General features: G+C 40.3%; 14 protein-coding genes. 7 read left to right on the forward strand and 7 right to left on the reverse strand.

Annotated features, from left to right (window positions below; genetic code table 11):
- Window positions 1–13: 13 nt before the first annotated feature.
- Window positions 14–1,228: a carbohydrate ABC transporter permease gene (locus HPT25_RS03310; RefSeq protein WP_173059896.1), complete on the reverse strand. Its 1,215-nt coding sequence runs from the start codon at window positions 1,226–1,228 to the stop codon at window positions 14–16.
- 141 nt (window positions 1,229–1,369) lie between these two features.
- Window positions 1,370–2,635, reverse strand: coding sequence for an extracellular solute-binding protein (locus tag HPT25_RS03315; RefSeq protein ID WP_173059899.1), 1,266 nt, complete (start codon window positions 2,633–2,635; stop codon window positions 1,370–1,372).
- 105 nt (window positions 2,636–2,740) lie between these two features.
- Between HPT25_RS03315 and HPT25_RS03320 the strand changes: the two genes are divergently transcribed.
- Entirely contained in the window at window positions 2,741–3,535 is a 795-nt protein-coding gene (locus tag HPT25_RS03320) for a helix-turn-helix domain-containing protein (RefSeq protein ID WP_173059901.1), read from the forward strand.
- Window positions 3,536–3,854: 319 nt separating this feature from the next.
- On the opposite strand, the gene HPT25_RS03325 is transcribed toward HPT25_RS03320, so the two are convergent.
- From HPT25_RS03325 to HPT25_RS03340, 4 genes are all read right to left on the reverse strand, one after another.
- Window positions 3,855–4,991, reverse strand: a complete 1,137-nt coding sequence (locus HPT25_RS03325; RefSeq protein ID WP_173059904.1) for a C40 family peptidase — start codon at window positions 4,989–4,991, stop codon at window positions 3,855–3,857.
- Between the two features lie 322 nt (window positions 4,992–5,313).
- Window positions 5,314–6,237, reverse strand: a complete 924-nt coding sequence (locus HPT25_RS03330; protein WP_312857341.1) for a cation diffusion facilitator family transporter — start codon at window positions 6,235–6,237, stop codon at window positions 5,314–5,316.
- A 111-nt stretch (window positions 6,238–6,348) separates the two neighbouring features.
- Window positions 6,349–8,400 carry a heavy metal translocating P-type ATPase gene (locus HPT25_RS03335; RefSeq protein ID WP_312857262.1) on the reverse strand — a complete coding sequence of 684 codons (2,052 nt, stop codon included), beginning with the start codon at window positions 8,398–8,400 and terminating at the stop codon, window positions 6,349–6,351.
- Entirely contained in the window at window positions 8,393–8,764 is a 372-nt protein-coding gene (locus tag HPT25_RS03340) for an ArsR/SmtB family transcription factor (RefSeq protein ID WP_173059910.1), read from the reverse strand. Before HPT25_RS03340 ends, HPT25_RS03335 begins: the two co-directional genes overlap by 8 nt.
- 93 nt (window positions 8,765–8,857) lie before the next feature.
- Between HPT25_RS03340 and HPT25_RS03345 the strand changes: the two genes are divergently transcribed.
- Complete coding sequence (locus HPT25_RS03345) at window positions 8,858–9,538, forward strand: YqjF family protein (RefSeq protein ID WP_173059913.1); 681 nt, start codon at window positions 8,858–8,860, stop codon at window positions 9,536–9,538.
- 384 nt (window positions 9,539–9,922) lie between these two features.
- Here the strand turns inward: HPT25_RS03345 and HPT25_RS03350 are convergent, their stop codons facing one another.
- The gene (locus HPT25_RS03350) at window positions 9,923–10,726 is read right to left on the reverse strand and encodes a VcrB family reductive dehalogenase putative membrane anchor (protein WP_173059916.1); all 804 of its coding nucleotides are present in this window, start codon (window positions 10,724–10,726) and stop codon (window positions 9,923–9,925) included.
- Between the two features lie 167 nt (window positions 10,727–10,893).
- On the opposite strand from HPT25_RS03350, the gene HPT25_RS29225 reads away from it, so the two are divergent.
- The 5 genes from HPT25_RS29225 to HPT25_RS03375 all read left to right on the forward strand — a co-directional run bounded on the left by HPT25_RS29225 (window position 10,894) and on the right by HPT25_RS03375 (window position 15,193).
- The gene (locus tag HPT25_RS29225) at window positions 10,894–11,493 is read left to right on the forward strand and encodes a TetR/AcrR family transcriptional regulator (RefSeq protein ID WP_312857263.1); all 600 of its coding nucleotides are present in this window, start codon (window positions 10,894–10,896) and stop codon (window positions 11,491–11,493) included.
- 30 nt (window positions 11,494–11,523) lie between these two features.
- Complete coding sequence (locus tag HPT25_RS03360; protein ID WP_173070847.1) at window positions 11,524–12,171, forward strand: HAD family hydrolase; 648 nt, start codon at window positions 11,524–11,526, stop codon at window positions 12,169–12,171.
- Window positions 12,172–12,336: 165 nt separating this feature from the next.
- Entirely contained in the window at window positions 12,337–13,062 is a 726-nt protein-coding gene (locus HPT25_RS03365; protein ID WP_173059919.1) for an ABC transporter ATP-binding protein, read from the forward strand.
- The gene (locus HPT25_RS03370) at window positions 13,059–14,171 is read left to right on the forward strand and encodes an ABC transporter permease (RefSeq protein ID WP_173059921.1); all 1,113 of its coding nucleotides are present in this window, start codon (window positions 13,059–13,061) and stop codon (window positions 14,169–14,171) included. Before HPT25_RS03365 ends, HPT25_RS03370 begins: the two co-directional genes overlap by 4 nt.
- Window positions 14,172–14,341: 170 nt before the next feature.
- Entirely contained in the window at window positions 14,342–15,193 is an 852-nt protein-coding gene (locus HPT25_RS03375; RefSeq protein ID WP_173059924.1) for a hypothetical protein, read from the forward strand.
- Window positions 15,194–15,295: the final 102 nt, after the last annotated feature.

The following is a 15,295-nucleotide window of genomic DNA, read 5'->3' on the forward strand; positions in this document are numbered from 1 at the left end:
ACAAGGTCCCTCCTTAATTTCTCTCCATTAGGTTTGCACCCAGGAATTTGACAAAGATAATCGCGATGATGGCGACGCAAACGAACATGAGCATGACAATGATCGAGCCATAGCCAAAGTTTGTCTGGCCAAACATCACCTTATAAGCATAGATGGACATGGTTTCGGTTTCGCCTCCAGGGCCGCCCCCTGTCAATACATAAACAAGGTCAAATACGCGGAAGGCATCCAGCATCCGGAATAACAAGGCAACTAAAATCGATGGTTTTAACAGTGGCAATGTCACTTTAAAAAAGGTTTGAATTTTCGTTGCTCCGTCAATTGATGCCGCTTCATATAAATCTTTTGCTATATTTTGCAAGCCCGCTAACAATAATAAGGCCATATATGGGGTTGTTTTCCATACATCTGCTAAGATAGTAGAAGCCATTGCCCCCGGCCCGCTCAAGAGCAGATCTTGCGATTTATGAACCAAACCGACCGATTCAAAAAAGTGTGCGACAATTCCGCTGCTTCCATTGAAAAGATAGCTCCACATTAATGCTGCAACAGCTGTTGGGATCGCCCAAGGAATCAATGAGGTAGTACGAATCATCCCTTGTCCGAATATCGTTTTATTTAATACAAGTGCAAGGCCTAGCCCGAGAATAAGTTCAATAAAAACGGAAATAACGGTAAACACAGTCGTATTTCGTAAAGCAATTCCCACCCGGCTGTCCGTCAGCGCTTGCTTATATCCTTTCAAACCAATAAAGTTCGAAGGGACCACGCTGTTTTGCAAATCATTCACCAGTTTGGGCAGATCATTTTTATGGATTAGTTTATATTTTTGATTCAGTGATGTAACTAAATCCTTAGCATCCTTGTGCAGCTGTTCAATTTTGGCTTTTTCCTGTTTACTGATTTTGATGACGTCTTTTTGATCTTTATACTTTTGATCCACAGCAGAAAGCTCTTTGTTTAGAGCAGCCACCTTGTCTTTATCCTGTGCATCCATTATATTTGGCAGATCCTCTTCCAAAAACATAGAGACATACATTTGCGTTTCATTGAACATGGACGTGTTAAATCTTTCACTAAGGTACAACCCAGCCTTTTGCTGGTCGTTTAAACGGTAATCAAAGAAAGTATAGGTGAAGGATTGCACCACCGGCCATACAGAAAATACGGCAATGAGCAATAATGTTGGAACGATAAACAACCATTCCTTAAACCCCATTTTTCGCATGTTTTCACCTCTTCAGAGTTGAATAGATTGAAAGAAAAAGGAGGCCTTATGATAACAGCCTCCCATATCATCACATTTTAAAATTATGGCTTTATTTGTTACTCTCCGTTCCAAACCAACAATGAGCTTTTTAGGAATCGATTACTTGCCTTTAACAGCATCCTCAATGGTTTTGACTGCATCATCAATACCTGAACCAGAGCTTAAATATTTATGTGCCGCCACTTGAATGGTATCAGAAGTTTTAGAGTATTCAGGTGAGACTGGTCTGGCAATAGTTGATGATAAAGCTTTTTGGAACCCAGGATAACTTAACAATGCATTCGCATTTTTCACTTCGTCATTATTAAGCAGGGCATTATATCCAGGTAAGTATCCACCCTGAATGGACATAACTTTTTGTCCATTTTCACCGGCAGCAAATTTGATAAAGTCCCAAGCGCCATCTGCATGTTTAGAGTTTTTATTGATTCCTAAAAGCCATCCGCCAACAGAATCGCCATTAGGCAGTGGAGCAACGCCCACTTGGTCAACAGTTACAGTAACACCGCTTTGTTTTCCTTTGATCATCCCAAATTCGTATGGCCAGTTACGAGCAAACACGGCATTTCCTTGGTTAAAGGCCGTGGCGGTTTCGCCTTCCATATAGTTAAGGAGATCTTTTGGTTCGAACGGAGCTTGTGTAAATTTATACATCGTTTCAAGTCCGCCTTTAACATCTTGATATGATTTGGAGAACTCTGTAGCATTTACGGTTAGCCCTTCATATTGCTTGGATTGGTAGACAAAACCGTACTTTGTATTACTTTTGCCAGTATATTTTTGAGACATAGTATACAGATCGTTATACGTGTAATTGCCGCTTTCTAATTTAGCAGCATCGTCCTTGCTCACAATATCCTTGCGGTAATAAAGAATTCCTAAGTCAGGGAAGAAGGGAAGAGTATACTGTTTGCCTTCCAGATTGCCTGAAGCCATAGATCCTGCATTATAATCTGTCTTTTTCAAACCGTCTTTGTTCATTTGCAAATCAATTGGCTGCAAATATCCGGCTCCGGCAAATTCACCAGCCCAAACAACATCCATGGAAATAACATCATAGTCAGATGAGCCGCTTGATAAAGACGTTAGAAGTTGATCATGCATTTGCGCGGAGTCGTTTGTCATTTGCGTCCATTCAACCTTGTATTTGTGCTGCTCCTGGTTGTATGCTTCAATTAATTTTTTAGTTGCAGGTGTGCTGTCAGCCTGTGCTGCAAACTTTAAAACAATTGGACTAGAGCTTCCATTGCTGTTGTCAGATGTTTTACTTTTATCACTGCTGGTACTGCTGCTGCATCCGGTAAGTGCAATGCTAGCCGCAAAAGAAAACGCTAACAATTTAGTAAACATTTTTTTTCTGTGCATTCTTTATTTGCCCCCTTAAGGTTGATACTTGAATTTTAGCCTCTTGAAAATTACAATTATATTAAATAAATGATGTTTTTAACAATTTTTTAAGGTGGAAATTGAATGCAAATCAAAAATGAAAATATTAAACGATTTTTCGAGACACGTGCCGAAAATAATCTCAATTTCTACTATCATCCTTCATATACATTGGAGCAGCAATTGATGGACTGCATTATTCGTTGTGACCATATGGGGGCAAAAGAGGTTTTGGATCAGATTAATAGTTTGGAAAGAGCCAAACTGTCTTCAGAACCGCTTCGCTCGTTGAAAAATTCCTTGATTTGCTCCTGCACCTTATTTACTCGCGCTGTCATTCATGGCGGTGTATTACCCGAGGACGCGTTTAATCTGAGTGATGTGATGATCCGCCAAATCGAGAAGACAGACTCAAGCAATGCCTTAAAAGAGCTTGAATATGAAATGGTGAACTGTTTTATTGATACATTAAAAAGTACGGAAAAACTGGAATACAACCCGTTGGTGAACAAAGCGATTACTTATATTCACCGTGAAATTTTCAACGATGAATTATCACTTGAAAAAATTGCGGAATTTGCCGGTGTCCATCCAGCCTATTTATCAAAGATTTTTAAGGAATCGATCGGAGTCATTATTCCCGAATACATCAACCGTAAAAAGATTGAAGATTCCAAGTATTTTCTTCTTCACACCGACTCCCGACTAAGTGAAATTGCCCAAATGCTGGGATACTGCAATCAAAGTTATTATACTTCCTTATTTAAAAAATACACCGGAATGACACCACGACAATATAAAAGCAGCTTTCTTTCAAAATCGCAAGATATCACCCAAGAGCAGGCAGATTTCCAAAAAAGGACTAAAAACAACAATTAGGAAGGTATAAAAAAAAACGGCATTCCGCCGTTTTTTTATTGTTCTTTCATCATTCTGACAAACATGTATGAAGTTGCGACCATTGCCGCTCCAAATAAACCAAGTACAATAATTAACCCTGCTTCCATTGTTTTCACTCCTTTTTCCTTTTTATGGACTATATAATTGCGATACACATCAAGTAAGTTATACTAAAACAGCATTATTATAGCATTCTATTGAAAGGAATTCTACGCATTAAATCATATTAACAACTTCAAAATAGTACTTTCCTGTTAAGGAAAAAAGGGCAAAGCGATAGCCTTACCCTTTTACACTACTAACGTAATACTCTAGCAGCACTTGAAAACTTTGCTGGATTATAGTTAGAAATTTTTACAACATCACCCGTTTCCGGTGATTGAATCCACTTTCCGCCGCCAATATACATACCAACGTGGTATGCAGGATCGCCTTTAAATACTAGATCTCCTGGCTGCACTTGGTCTGGAGAAATTCTAGTTCCGACATTCTGTTGGTCTGCTGCTACCCTTGGCAGATCCACTCCCACAGAACGGAAAACATACTGCATAAATCCAGAGCAATCAAAGCCGCTTGGCGTAGTACCGCCCCAAACATAAGGTGTACCTAAAAATTGTTCAGCATACGCAATGACGCTACTTGCATCACCGGAATTACTTCCTGATACAGCAGTAAATGATGCGGAACTTGAAGCTTGCGATTGAGCTCGCTGCTGTGCTTGTTGTTGCGCCAAAGCTCTTTGTTCAGCAAGTCTTTTTTGAGCTGCAAGAGCTTCTTGTTTAGCTTTTTCTTCGGCCTGCTGTTGAGCGAGTTGCGTTTTTTGACTTTGCAAATTGTTTTTCGCTGATGCTAATTCTTTTTCAATTTCCTGTTTATCTGCTTCAATCTTTTTCTGCTCAGCCGCTAATTCATTCTGGCTCTGCTTTAGATTGTTTAATTCACTATGTAGCTTTTCTCCAGCAGTTTTCAGGGCTTGTTCTTTTTCATTTAATCCGTTCAGTAAGTCTGTGTCACTTTGAATAATTTGAGAAATCGCAGTAAAACGAGTTAAAAATTGAGATAGGTTATCTGATGAAAATAAAAGTTCAGCATATGTTATAACAGGCTGCTGTCCATCTTCTTGCATGCTTTTTAAACGAGCGGAATAAACCTCTTTGTGCGCGTCCAAATCTTTTTGTGCTTGTTCGATGTCAGACTTTGTTTTTTCTATTTTTACTTTTTCAGCGCTAATCGCAGTGGACAATTTTTGGCTTTTATCCATTCCGATGATAATTTGGTTGTCCAATTTTTGAATCTTTGTTTCAAAATCATTGATTTGTCCTTGCGTCGCATTGATTTGATCTTGAGTTACCGTGCTGGCAAAAGTAGGGGTTGTTTGCATCATAGCAGCGATGACTGCAACCGATACCGAATATTTTACAAATTTCTTCAACATAACAAAATCTCCTTTTGTTGCCTCTTAACTTTCCAGACTATTATTATATTTATAGTTTATATTCATAGTTAACTAAATTCAATGAAACCGAGAATGATGTAATATAAATGTAATATTATGTTGAATAAACGGGCGTATAGTCGAATATTATTGGAACAATTGTAAAATAACGGATATAAACTCGAAATATTGTAATATAGAAAACTCGCCGACTGGCGAGCCCAGGGTGAAGAAGCGTAGTTTTCCTTATGCCTGATAGAAAAGTTATACTTTCGTATCGCCCTAAAAAAGCTAAAACCATTCAGGTTTTAGCTAGAAAATGTTAATTGCACGTTCCATGCGGACTTGGACAGCCGTTTGCTTCTTTCTCCACTTGGATGGTGCTATGTTCGATGTCAAATTCATCATGAAGCATCTTTTGGGCGCGTAATAGAATATCATCATGTACACCGTCATTCAAAATCGTAATATGACAGCTTAGGACAGGATAACCTGAGGTGATGGTCCAGATGTGCAGATCATGAACCTCTTTTACCATCGGAATTTTTCTTAGCGCTGCCTTCAGCTTATCCGTATCAATCTGTGCCGGTGCACCCTCCATTAAAATATGGAAGGAATCTTTTGTTACTCTCAAGCCGCTAACGATGATTAAGGCTGCAACAATGACACTGACAATCGGATCAGCGATTGCCCAACCAAAAAACATAATCAATAGTGCAGCCACAATGGCCCCGAAAGAACCTAGCATATCTCCGATCACATGGAGGAAGGCGCTTCTGACATTCAGATTTTCCTCTTTGTCCCCCTTCATCAATATCCATGCAGCCACAATATTCACAAGCAAACCAATAAACGAAATGAGCAGCATGCCTGAGCTTTGCACTTCTGGAGGAGCGAAAAAACGCTGAATTGCTTCATAAAAAATAATAGCCGATACGATGATTAGCAATAGCCCGTTCAAAGCGGCCACAATGATTTCAAAGCGTTTGAAACCGAAGGTGTTTTCTTGTGTGCCTTTTCTCTCTCCGAGCTTGATGGCATAGAAACTTAATCCAAGTGAAGCGGCATCACTTAACATATGACCGGCGTCAGACAAAACTGCCAAACTGTTAGTAACAAAACCGCCAATCACTTCTACAAACATAAATAGTGTGATTAAAAGAAACGAGCTGAATAATGCCTTCTTATTTCCTGTATGTGAGTGGCCATGAGAATGTCCATGATGGTGATGGTGACCCATGATTATCCCCCTAAGAATCTGATCTAGTTTATATCTATGTGTAAAGCGAAGAAGTCCTAATTATGGTTCATTTTTTCCTATAACGGCTTTTCGATACATGTTTTCCTTGTTACTCCCTTACCGCAGCAGCCTAAGCCCATTCAGTGTGACAAGCAATGTGATGCCCATATCGGCAAAAATCGCAATCCATAGGGTAAGCCAGCCCGGTATGACTAAAAGAAGGGCCAGTAATTTAACAATTAACGAAAGCGAAATATTTTGTTTAATAATTCTTACTGTTTTGCGGCTTAAGTTAATGATAAACGGCAATTTGTTCAATTCATCATTCATAAGTGCTATGTCTGCTGTCTCCAGGGCAGCATCTGTTCCAGCCTTCCCCATTGCAATTCCCACATCCGCCGCAGCAAGTGCAGGAGCATCGTTGACGCCGTCCCCAATCATGGCTGTTTTGCCATATGTTGATGACAATTTCTTTATAAAAGTCAATTTATCCTGTGGGAGAAGTTCTGCTGCTATATCGGTCACACCTGCTACATACCCAGCCGCCTCCGCAGCAGCTTCATGATCACCTGTCAATAAAACCGTTTGTTTTATTCCGAGCTGCTGCAATTTATATATGACTGTTTTACTGCTTTCCCTAACTTCATCTGCCGCTGCAATTAAGGCAAGAATTTCTGTAGATGTTCCAACGATCATCACTGTTTTTCCCTGAGTTTTTAGTGAAGTGATATGTGTATGAACTTCAGCTGGAATTTCTTCGAATAACCTTGTATTCCCAATCCGGTACTCTATTCCATTTATTTTACCTATAATGCCCTTGCCGGTGATGGAAATGAATCCTTCTACTTGATCAACTGAATTGTCAGCTTTTTTCATAATGGCTGCTGCGAGTGGGTGCTGCGACTGCCTTTCCAATGCCGCCACTTTGGTAAACAGATGCTCATCATCGCTAAAATTGATAAAATCCGTTACGATTGGAGTTCCCTTTGTAAGTGTTCCAGTTTTATCAAAGGCGATCGCTTTTACAGCGGCCATTTCTTCTAAGAAATTTCCGCCTTTAATCAAGACACCTTGGCGGGCGGCATTCCCTATTGCCGTAACAATAGCCACCGGTGTTGATATAACCAGGGCACATGGACATCCGACTACTAATACAGCAAGCCCTTCATATATCCACTTCTGCCATCCTCCTGTCAAAAAAAGCGGCGGAACAATGGCAACAAGCACGGCAATCGCGATAATCACGGGCGTATAGTATTTAGCAAAGCGATCAACAAACTGCTGTGACTGGGCTTTTTCTGCCTGCGCTTCCTCTACCAAATGAATGATTTTGGCGATCGTCGAATCTTCGCTCGACTTCATAACCTTTATTTTTAAAAATCCTTCTTCATTTAACGTCCCAGCAAACACTTCGTCTCCTGCGGCTTTTTCAACAGGAACAGCTTCTCCGGTGATGGCTGCTTGATTGACAGAGGAAGCTCCCTCAAGAACGATGCCATCCATGGCAAGCATTTGCCCTGGTTTGACAAGAATGATATCGCCGATTTCAATATCTTCTATTTTTAACATAAGCTCCGTACCGTTTCTGACCACAAGGGCTTCTGCCGGTTTCTTCTCTATAAGCGAGCGGATGGAGGCACGTGCTTTATCCATGGAAAATCCTTCAAGCACTTCACTGATGGCAAACAAAATCACCACCACTGCGCCTTCTTCCCATTGGCCAATAATAGCTGCACCTATAATGGCGATGGTCATCAACGTTTTCATATCAAACTCGAGCTGAATTAAATTCTTCAAGCCAGTTTGAAATAACGAAAATCCTCCTAGGATAATTGCACCAGCAAAGAGGATGTTCATATTAAAAATATAGCCTACCAAGAGCAACAATGCTGACAATACAAGATGGAAGTATCGCTTCCAAAGAGCCTCTTTTGGGGCAGGTATCAGCTGACCTTTTTCAGGAAATAGCGTTAATTTTTCAAATGCACCGGCATGGTGTAATTCATCTAAACTAGCAGTTCCATAGATTGTTAGTTTTGAAGCTCCGAAATTTACTTTTGCATCCACAACACCATCCAGATGCTGTACGTTTTTTTCGAACTTGGCAGCACAGTTTATGCAGGAAAAGCCCTGAACCCGGTAGACATGTTTTTCCACTGTATCACTCACGGACGGACACCTCCTTCTGATGTGTGAAGGCAATATGAATTAATTGTTTAACATGATCGTCATCAAGGGAATAATAAACGAGCTTACCCTCTTTGCGATATTTGGCAAGACCAAGACCCTTTAAATGCCGAAGATGATGGGAAGCTGTGGCGGTTGTTGCCCCTACAATATAGGCAACATCATGAACGCAGAGTTCATCTTCAAGTGTCAGGGTGTAGGCAATTTTCAAGCGGGTTTCATCAGACAAGGCTTTAAACAACTTTGTCACTTCAAGAATGTGGCTGCTGTTTTCAAGCTGCTGTTGTATCTTGGCGGACCTTTCACTCTCCACACAGGTAATTTCGCAAATATCGCGTTCTTTCATGTTGCCACCTTCTTTATTCAAATGTTCGTTTGAATATATAATATTCAAATAGACGTTTGAATGTCAAACAATTTTGAAGGGATGTTAAAAAAAATGAATGGCCTTGGTCCTTGGATTATGACGCAAACCTGGGAACACTTGTTATTTTTGCATTGGAAAATGGCTGTTCATGAAATGGCTCCTCTTTTGCCAAATGAATTTGAGTTGGATACCTATCAGGATGATGCATGGCTTACGATGCTCCCTTTCCAGGTTAGCCATCAGCAATTTCACTGGCTGCCGGAAATTCCCCTATTGCTCCATTATTGGGAATTGAATGTCAGGACATACGTGAAATACAAGGGGCAGCCGGGCGTATACTTTTTTTCACTTGATGCCAATCATCCGTTGGCAGTTTTAGGAGCAAAAGCGGTTGGTCTGCCGTTTCGGCAGGCAAAAATGGATATTCATCATGAAGAGAGGCTTGTCTTTTTTAACAGCAGGCGGTGGTTTGGTCAAGGGACCTTTGCAGTTGAATATGAGCCCTATTCCCTGCAGAGTCCTGTCACAATGGGAAGTCTTGATGACTGGCTGCTGGAGCGCTATTGTTTATTTACTAAAATGGGAAATTGGGTCTTACGAGGGGATATCCGCCACGAAAAGTGGAAAGTCAGTGGGGCAAGGGTGAGAATAAAGGAAAATTCAGCGTCCCCTCTTCATTTGAAGAATGAGCCGATTCTAGCACATTATTGTAATAGAAAAAAGGCATATATTTTTCCATTTAAAAAGGTTTAAGCTATAAATAGAAGAGCCTAGGACACGCAGAGGCTCTTCCTTTTCAGGCTATTTTAATGCCTTATTTTCTATAAAAAAGTATCATTGAAAAATCACTGCCTCTTCACCGCATCATCTTTTCTACTGAAAAATACTGCTTCTTGATTTTCCATCACAATGAATAACCACCTTTCCTGCCGATCCTAGCCTGATAAAATACGACCGATGAGTGACAATCCTACAATAATCGCAGCTGTAAAGGAGAGCCAAATTAACACCCTTTCTTGTTTTTGGTACATGTAACCCCCTCCGCTTCTTTATTCAAGCCTTATTTTTGCCCATTCATACTTAAAAAAGCGGAAGAAACGCAGGGGTATGTGGCAGTCTTGTGTCAGTTTTGGATGATTAGGCGTTTTTCTCCAAGTTGCGAATTTGGACATTATCTCCATATCGAGATGTCAGCAATAGCCCTATTTTGTGAATCAAGAGCATGAGGATTCCTGCCAGCAATTGATCCCATTTCGTATTGAAGGGAAACGGCAAAATCAAACCTGAGTGCATAGCAGCTGAGCCCATGCACAAATTGGCAGTGATTTCGCTAAGGAAAGGATTATTCATACCTCCGAGAAGTGCGCTAATGATGAATAGAAGGCACGCAGGCATCAACACCATACCGCTTAAATAGGCATAACGGTTCTTCTCAGTCTTGGTGAACTTTCCGGTTGCTGTAATCGGAAACCACATGCCAAAGGCCAATAGCATCAGAATGAGAAAATAACTTTGGTGGTAATAAGGATTTTGTGACAGGAAGGTTAATATAGCTGGAACATGATACATTAGGAACAGTACGGCAAACGTATATAGGGAGGTACATGGCGGGATCTTTTTTAAAATGGAAAGATTCCAAACAGGCTGCCAGAGCTGTGCCGGTATTCCCAATAACAACAGCGGCGGAGTAATAAAGAACAACAAGCTCATTTGGAACATGTGCAGGCTGAATGATAAATGACTGATGGATGCAAAGGGGCTTCCGATCATGAAATAGAATAGGATTAAGCCACAGATAAATAATAGTGGCTGTTTGTGGTAAATTTTGATTTTTAACGATTGTTTCATAAAAAATAAATATAGACAGTTTAAACCGAAAAGCACTGCCAACAGCGGGGTATTCCATAACGATTGACCTGCAAGCCAAACGTCAAAGAACATGGGACATTCCCCCTTTTCTCTTGATGACGGTTCTTTAACTTTTAGATTTTATGCTGGCCATTGAGATTTATAACTGCGGAGATTCAATCTAATATGTTGGCCATTTACCAACCTGTTCACTATAATTTTATTAATTGGAAAAACTTTCGCATTAGGAGGCTCGCATAGTGTCGGAACGGACTGATAAACGAATTACACGGACGAAGTGGCTCCTTCGGGATGCACTCACTGTATTAATGGAAGAAAAGGGATTCGAAGGAATTACCGTTCGGGATCTAACAGAGAAAGCGGCCATCAACCGCGGGACCTTTTATTTACACTACCGGGATAAGTTTGATTTATTAGAGCAGAGTGAGGATGAAATATTACTTGCCGTTGAGGAGATTACTTCGGAAATTAATCCCAATGATGCCTTGGCTTACACCAGCCAATCAGAACCATTTCCCATCATCTTGAGATTATTTGAATTTTTTCAGGAAAACGCCAGTTTCATGAAGGTATTATTAGGCCCAAAGGGAGATGCCTCCTTTCAGGTGAAATTAAAAGAAATGATCAAAAAGAGATTTATTCAAAATATTGTTCATATGCATTTAAAAGAAGATATGGCTGTTCCACTTGATTTTTTCCTTTCATATGTAAGTTCTGCACATCTTGGCATTGTCCAGCATTGGCTTGAAAACGGGATGGAACAATCACCGAGAGAAATGACCTTGATTGCTGCAAGATTAACATTGTTAGGACCCGGTCATGTTGCAGGACTAAATTAATAGAGTGCTTTAGGGGGAGGAACTTTCATGATAAAAGCGATTATTTTTGATTTTGACGGCCTAATCGTCGATTCTGAATCATTATGGTATGAAGTATGTAAAGAAATTTTTCAAGAGTTTAATGTTCATCTGCCATTTGAAGAGTATTCAAAGGTCATCGGTACGACAGACGACTTTATCAATCAGTACTTTGAAACCCAGGCTGGCATATCTGCCCTCGAAGCAAAATTGGAAGAAAAGCAGCACAAATTATTCATGGAAAGAGCGATCAGCTTAAGTCTTCGTGAAGGTGTGACCTCCTACTTGGAAGAGGCGAAAAAACAGCAATTAAAAATTGGGCTGGCCTCAAGCTCAGGGCGTGATTGGGTGGAGTCTTGCCTCAAGCGATATCAGATTTACGATTATTTCCATACGATTAAAACAAAGGAAAATGTCACAAGGGTTAAACCTGACCCAAGTCTCTATGTAAAAGCATTGGAAGCACTTGAGGTTCAACCGAATGAAGCAGTGGCATTTGAAGATTCCTTAAATGGTTCCCTTGCGGCGATTGGGGCTGGAATCCGATGTGTCATCGTTCCAAATCCGGTTACTGCACACCTTCCATTTGAAAACTATCACTTACGATTAACTTCCATGCAGGAAAAAAGCTTATCATATGTGCTAAACGAAATAAAATGAATGACGAATGGGGAGACTTCGAATTGAATCAAGTCTCCCCTTTTTATTCAACACTTTTCCCAATATTGTTTATTGTATTTCCAGCCATGGCATTTTAATATTAACGTATAAAGATAGTCAACACGGTGTTCATTTTTATCCGTTTGACTAAGGAGGGATGAACAAATGTATCCAACCATTAAGGTAGAACAAGTCAGCAAAAGTTTTAACAAAAAGAAGGTTTTAAACGATGTTCATTTAACCATTGAGAAAGGGCAGCTATATGGACTGATCGGGCCTTCTGGCGCTGGAAAAACTACTCTTGTTAAAATGATTGTCGGCATGGAAAGGGCCGATTCCGGCACGATCCATGTGTTAAATGAAAAAATGCCTAATCTAAACCTGCTTCAGGAGATTGGTTATATGGCCCAGGCCGATTCGCTATATGTGGAGCTAACGGGAGAAGAGAATTTAAAATTCTTTGCCTCACTTTATAAATTAAAAAAAGAGGAGCAGAAAATGCGGATTGCTTATGCTGCCAGCCTTGTCAATTTAACAGGGGATTTAAAGAAACGGGTTTCAGCCTATTCTGGAGGGATGAAGCGGCGCTTGTCGCTGGCTATTGCTCTCATTCAAAACCCGAAGATCCTAATTTTGGATGAACCAACTGTCGGAATTGATCCAGAGTTAAAAATATCGATTTGGCACGAGCTGCTGCGCTTAAAAAATGAAGAAGGAAAAACCATCATTGTGACGACCCATGTCATGGACGAGGCGGAAAGATGTGATGTCGTGGCTATGGTGCGGGACGGACGGATCCTAACAAGCGGCGCACCTAAGGAATTAAAGGAACTCTATCATGTTGATAATTTCGATGAAGTATTTTTACGGGCAGGGGTGAAGCAGTCATGAGAATCAGCGCACTGGTAAAACGAATTTGTCTGCAAATGCTTCGCGATAAACGAACACTCGCCTTGATGTTTGTCGCGCCATTATTGGTTTTAACTCTCATGTATTTTATATTTAACGGCAATACCGTTAATCCGAAAATTGGGGTTGTCGGGGTCGATCAAGGCCTTATTAAAATCATCGAGAAAGCAAAAATTGATGTAAAGAACTATGATAAGGCAACAAAACAAACTGTCGTGGATGACAAACTTGATGGCTTGCTGCAAGATGAAAATGGTAAATTAACGTTAATACTGCAAAATGCTGATCCATCAACAGCTAAACCGCTGCAAATGAAAATAAATCAGGCAGTGGCTGTTTATTCACAAACTAAGCTCATGCAACAGCTTCCGATGATGACGGGAATGCCGAACTCTAAAACCCTGGGAATGACACAGCAAAATCCAGCAGTTACAGATAAATTCACAGAGAAAACCATGACAACGAAATATGTGTACGGCAATAAGGATACCGCGTTTTTTGATGTGTTAAGCCCTATTTTAGTCGGTTTCTTTGTTTTCTTCTTTGTGTTTATTATTTCCGGAATCGGCTTGCTTCGTGAACGGACGACCGGCACGCTGGAACGGTTGATGTCCACCCCGATTCGTCGGACCGAAATTGTTACCGCCTATTTAATCGGCTTTGGCATATTTGCCGTGGTTCAAACCATTATCGTTGTTCTCTATGCGATCAATGTATTGGATATCGTGCTTGTTGGTTCCATGATCAACGTGATTTTTATTAATTTACTGCTGGCATTAGTGGCGCTTTCTCTTGGCATTTTATTATCGACATTTGCTTCATCCGAATTTCAAATGATGCAATTTATCCCGATCGCGGTTGTTCCCCAAGTGTTTTTTGCTGGAATTTTCCCGCTTTCTGGGATGGCGAATTGGCTTCAAATTATTGCGGAAATTTTTCCCATGTACTATGCAGGCGATGCCCTCAAAAAAGTAATGTATGAAGGATTCGGGTTAACGGATATCGGCGGGGATCTACTCGCATTAGTTATTTTCGCTCTCCTCTTTATTGTACTGAACATTGTGGCATTGAAAAGATACCGAACATTATAATCTCGTTAAAACGGCTAAAGAAGCCCCTTCTTCTTTGGCCGTTTTTAATGCCTTATTAATGTTTTTTTAATATTTTTAAAAATATAAAAATGAGTACAAAGTCCCTAATTCTGTGACGAATTTTGTCGATAATGATAATGTATTTCATTTTAATAAGGAGGAATGTTTTGATGAAAAAAGGTATGTTAACAGCAACAGGTCTTGCTGTAGCACTTGGATTGATTGCATCACCTGCTGCAGCAGCCTCAGCCCCAAAAGCAAAATGGGGAAATGTATCAGTTTCAACTTCAAAAGCAACGCCAGAAAAGACTTCAGCTCCAGTATTAAAAGGCAAATCGGCTGAAAGCACAGCTTCAGTTCAACCAAAAGCTCCAGTTTCCCACGGAAAAGATGGAGAGTCCAAAGCAAAACCAGTTAAGATACCTGCAGCAAAAGTGAAAGAGGCAAAAAAGTTTCTTGAACCAATCAATAAAAATATTTCAAAGGTAACAGCCCAAGTTCAACAATTAACAAATAAAGTAACTGCCTTCAACAACACAGATGTTACAACAGAACTAGACTTTTACCAAAGCGTATTAAATAGACTGAAAGCTGATTCGAATCAACTTAACAGCTTAACTAAGCAAGTGGACAAAGTTGCTCAAAAATATGGCTCAACAGCTGATGTAACAAATACTTACACTCTTATTTCAACTGCTAAGACAAGCATTACAAATGAAATGAAAACAGTGACTGATTCAATTAATAAATTACAATCTAGCACACCAACAACAACGACTACTACAACTGGTACATCCGGCACTACAAGCGGAACATCGACTACTACTGGCACTACTGATACATCTGGTACTACTTCCGGCACGTCGACTACTACTACCGGCACTACTGATACTTCTGGTACTGCTTCCGGCACGTCGACTACTACTTCCGGCACTACTGATTCTTCTGGTACTGCTTCCGGCACGTCGACTACTAATGGTACAACTGGCACTACAAGTGGTTCAACGACTACAACAAATTAATACGTTAGGTTCTACCGATCAAAGATTTTTCTCGTTATTGTCCCATAGAGCTTTCTATGGGACCTTTTATTTTAGAAAGAATATGTTAGTCTAATTCTCTAT

The organism is Neobacillus endophyticus, from assembly GCF_013248975.1.
GTDB classification, from domain to species: Bacteria; Bacillota; Bacilli; order Bacillales; family Cytobacillaceae; genus Neobacillus; species Neobacillus endophyticus.

What these genes read in the sequence shown, in the direction of transcription:
- HPT25_RS03370 (WP_173059921.1), top strand. Translation starts at nt 13,059, where the DNA reads ATGAGAATCAGCGCACTGGTAAAACGAATTTGTCTGCAAATGCTTCGC.
- HPT25_RS03375 (WP_173059924.1), top strand. Translation starts at nt 14,342, where the DNA reads ATGAAAAAAGGTATGTTAACAGCAACAGGTCTTGCTGTAGCACTTGGA.
- HPT25_RS03315 (WP_173059899.1), bottom strand. Translation starts at nt 2,635, where the DNA reads ATGCACAGAAAAAAAATGTTTACTAAATTGTTAGCGTTTTCTTTTGCG.
- HPT25_RS03365 (WP_173059919.1), top strand. Translation starts at nt 12,337, where the DNA reads ATGTATCCAACCATTAAGGTAGAACAAGTCAGCAAAAGTTTTAACAAA.
- HPT25_RS03310 (WP_173059896.1), bottom strand. Translation starts at nt 1,228, where the DNA reads ATGCGAAAAATGGGGTTTAAGGAATGGTTGTTTATCGTTCCAACATTA.
- HPT25_RS03350 (WP_173059916.1), bottom strand. Translation starts at nt 10,726, where the DNA reads ATGTTCTTTGACGTTTGGCTTGCAGGTCAATCGTTATGGAATACCCCG.
- HPT25_RS03340 (WP_173059910.1), bottom strand. Translation starts at nt 8,764, where the DNA reads ATGAAAGAACGCGATATTTGCGAAATTACCTGTGTGGAGAGTGAAAGG.
- HPT25_RS03320 (WP_173059901.1), top strand. Translation starts at nt 2,741, where the DNA reads ATGCAAATCAAAAATGAAAATATTAAACGATTTTTCGAGACACGTGCC.
- HPT25_RS03345 (WP_173059913.1), top strand. Translation starts at nt 8,858, where the DNA reads ATGAATGGCCTTGGTCCTTGGATTATGACGCAAACCTGGGAACACTTG.
- HPT25_RS03325 (WP_173059904.1), bottom strand. Translation starts at nt 4,991, where the DNA reads ATGTTGAAGAAATTTGTAAAATATTCGGTATCGGTTGCAGTCATCGCT.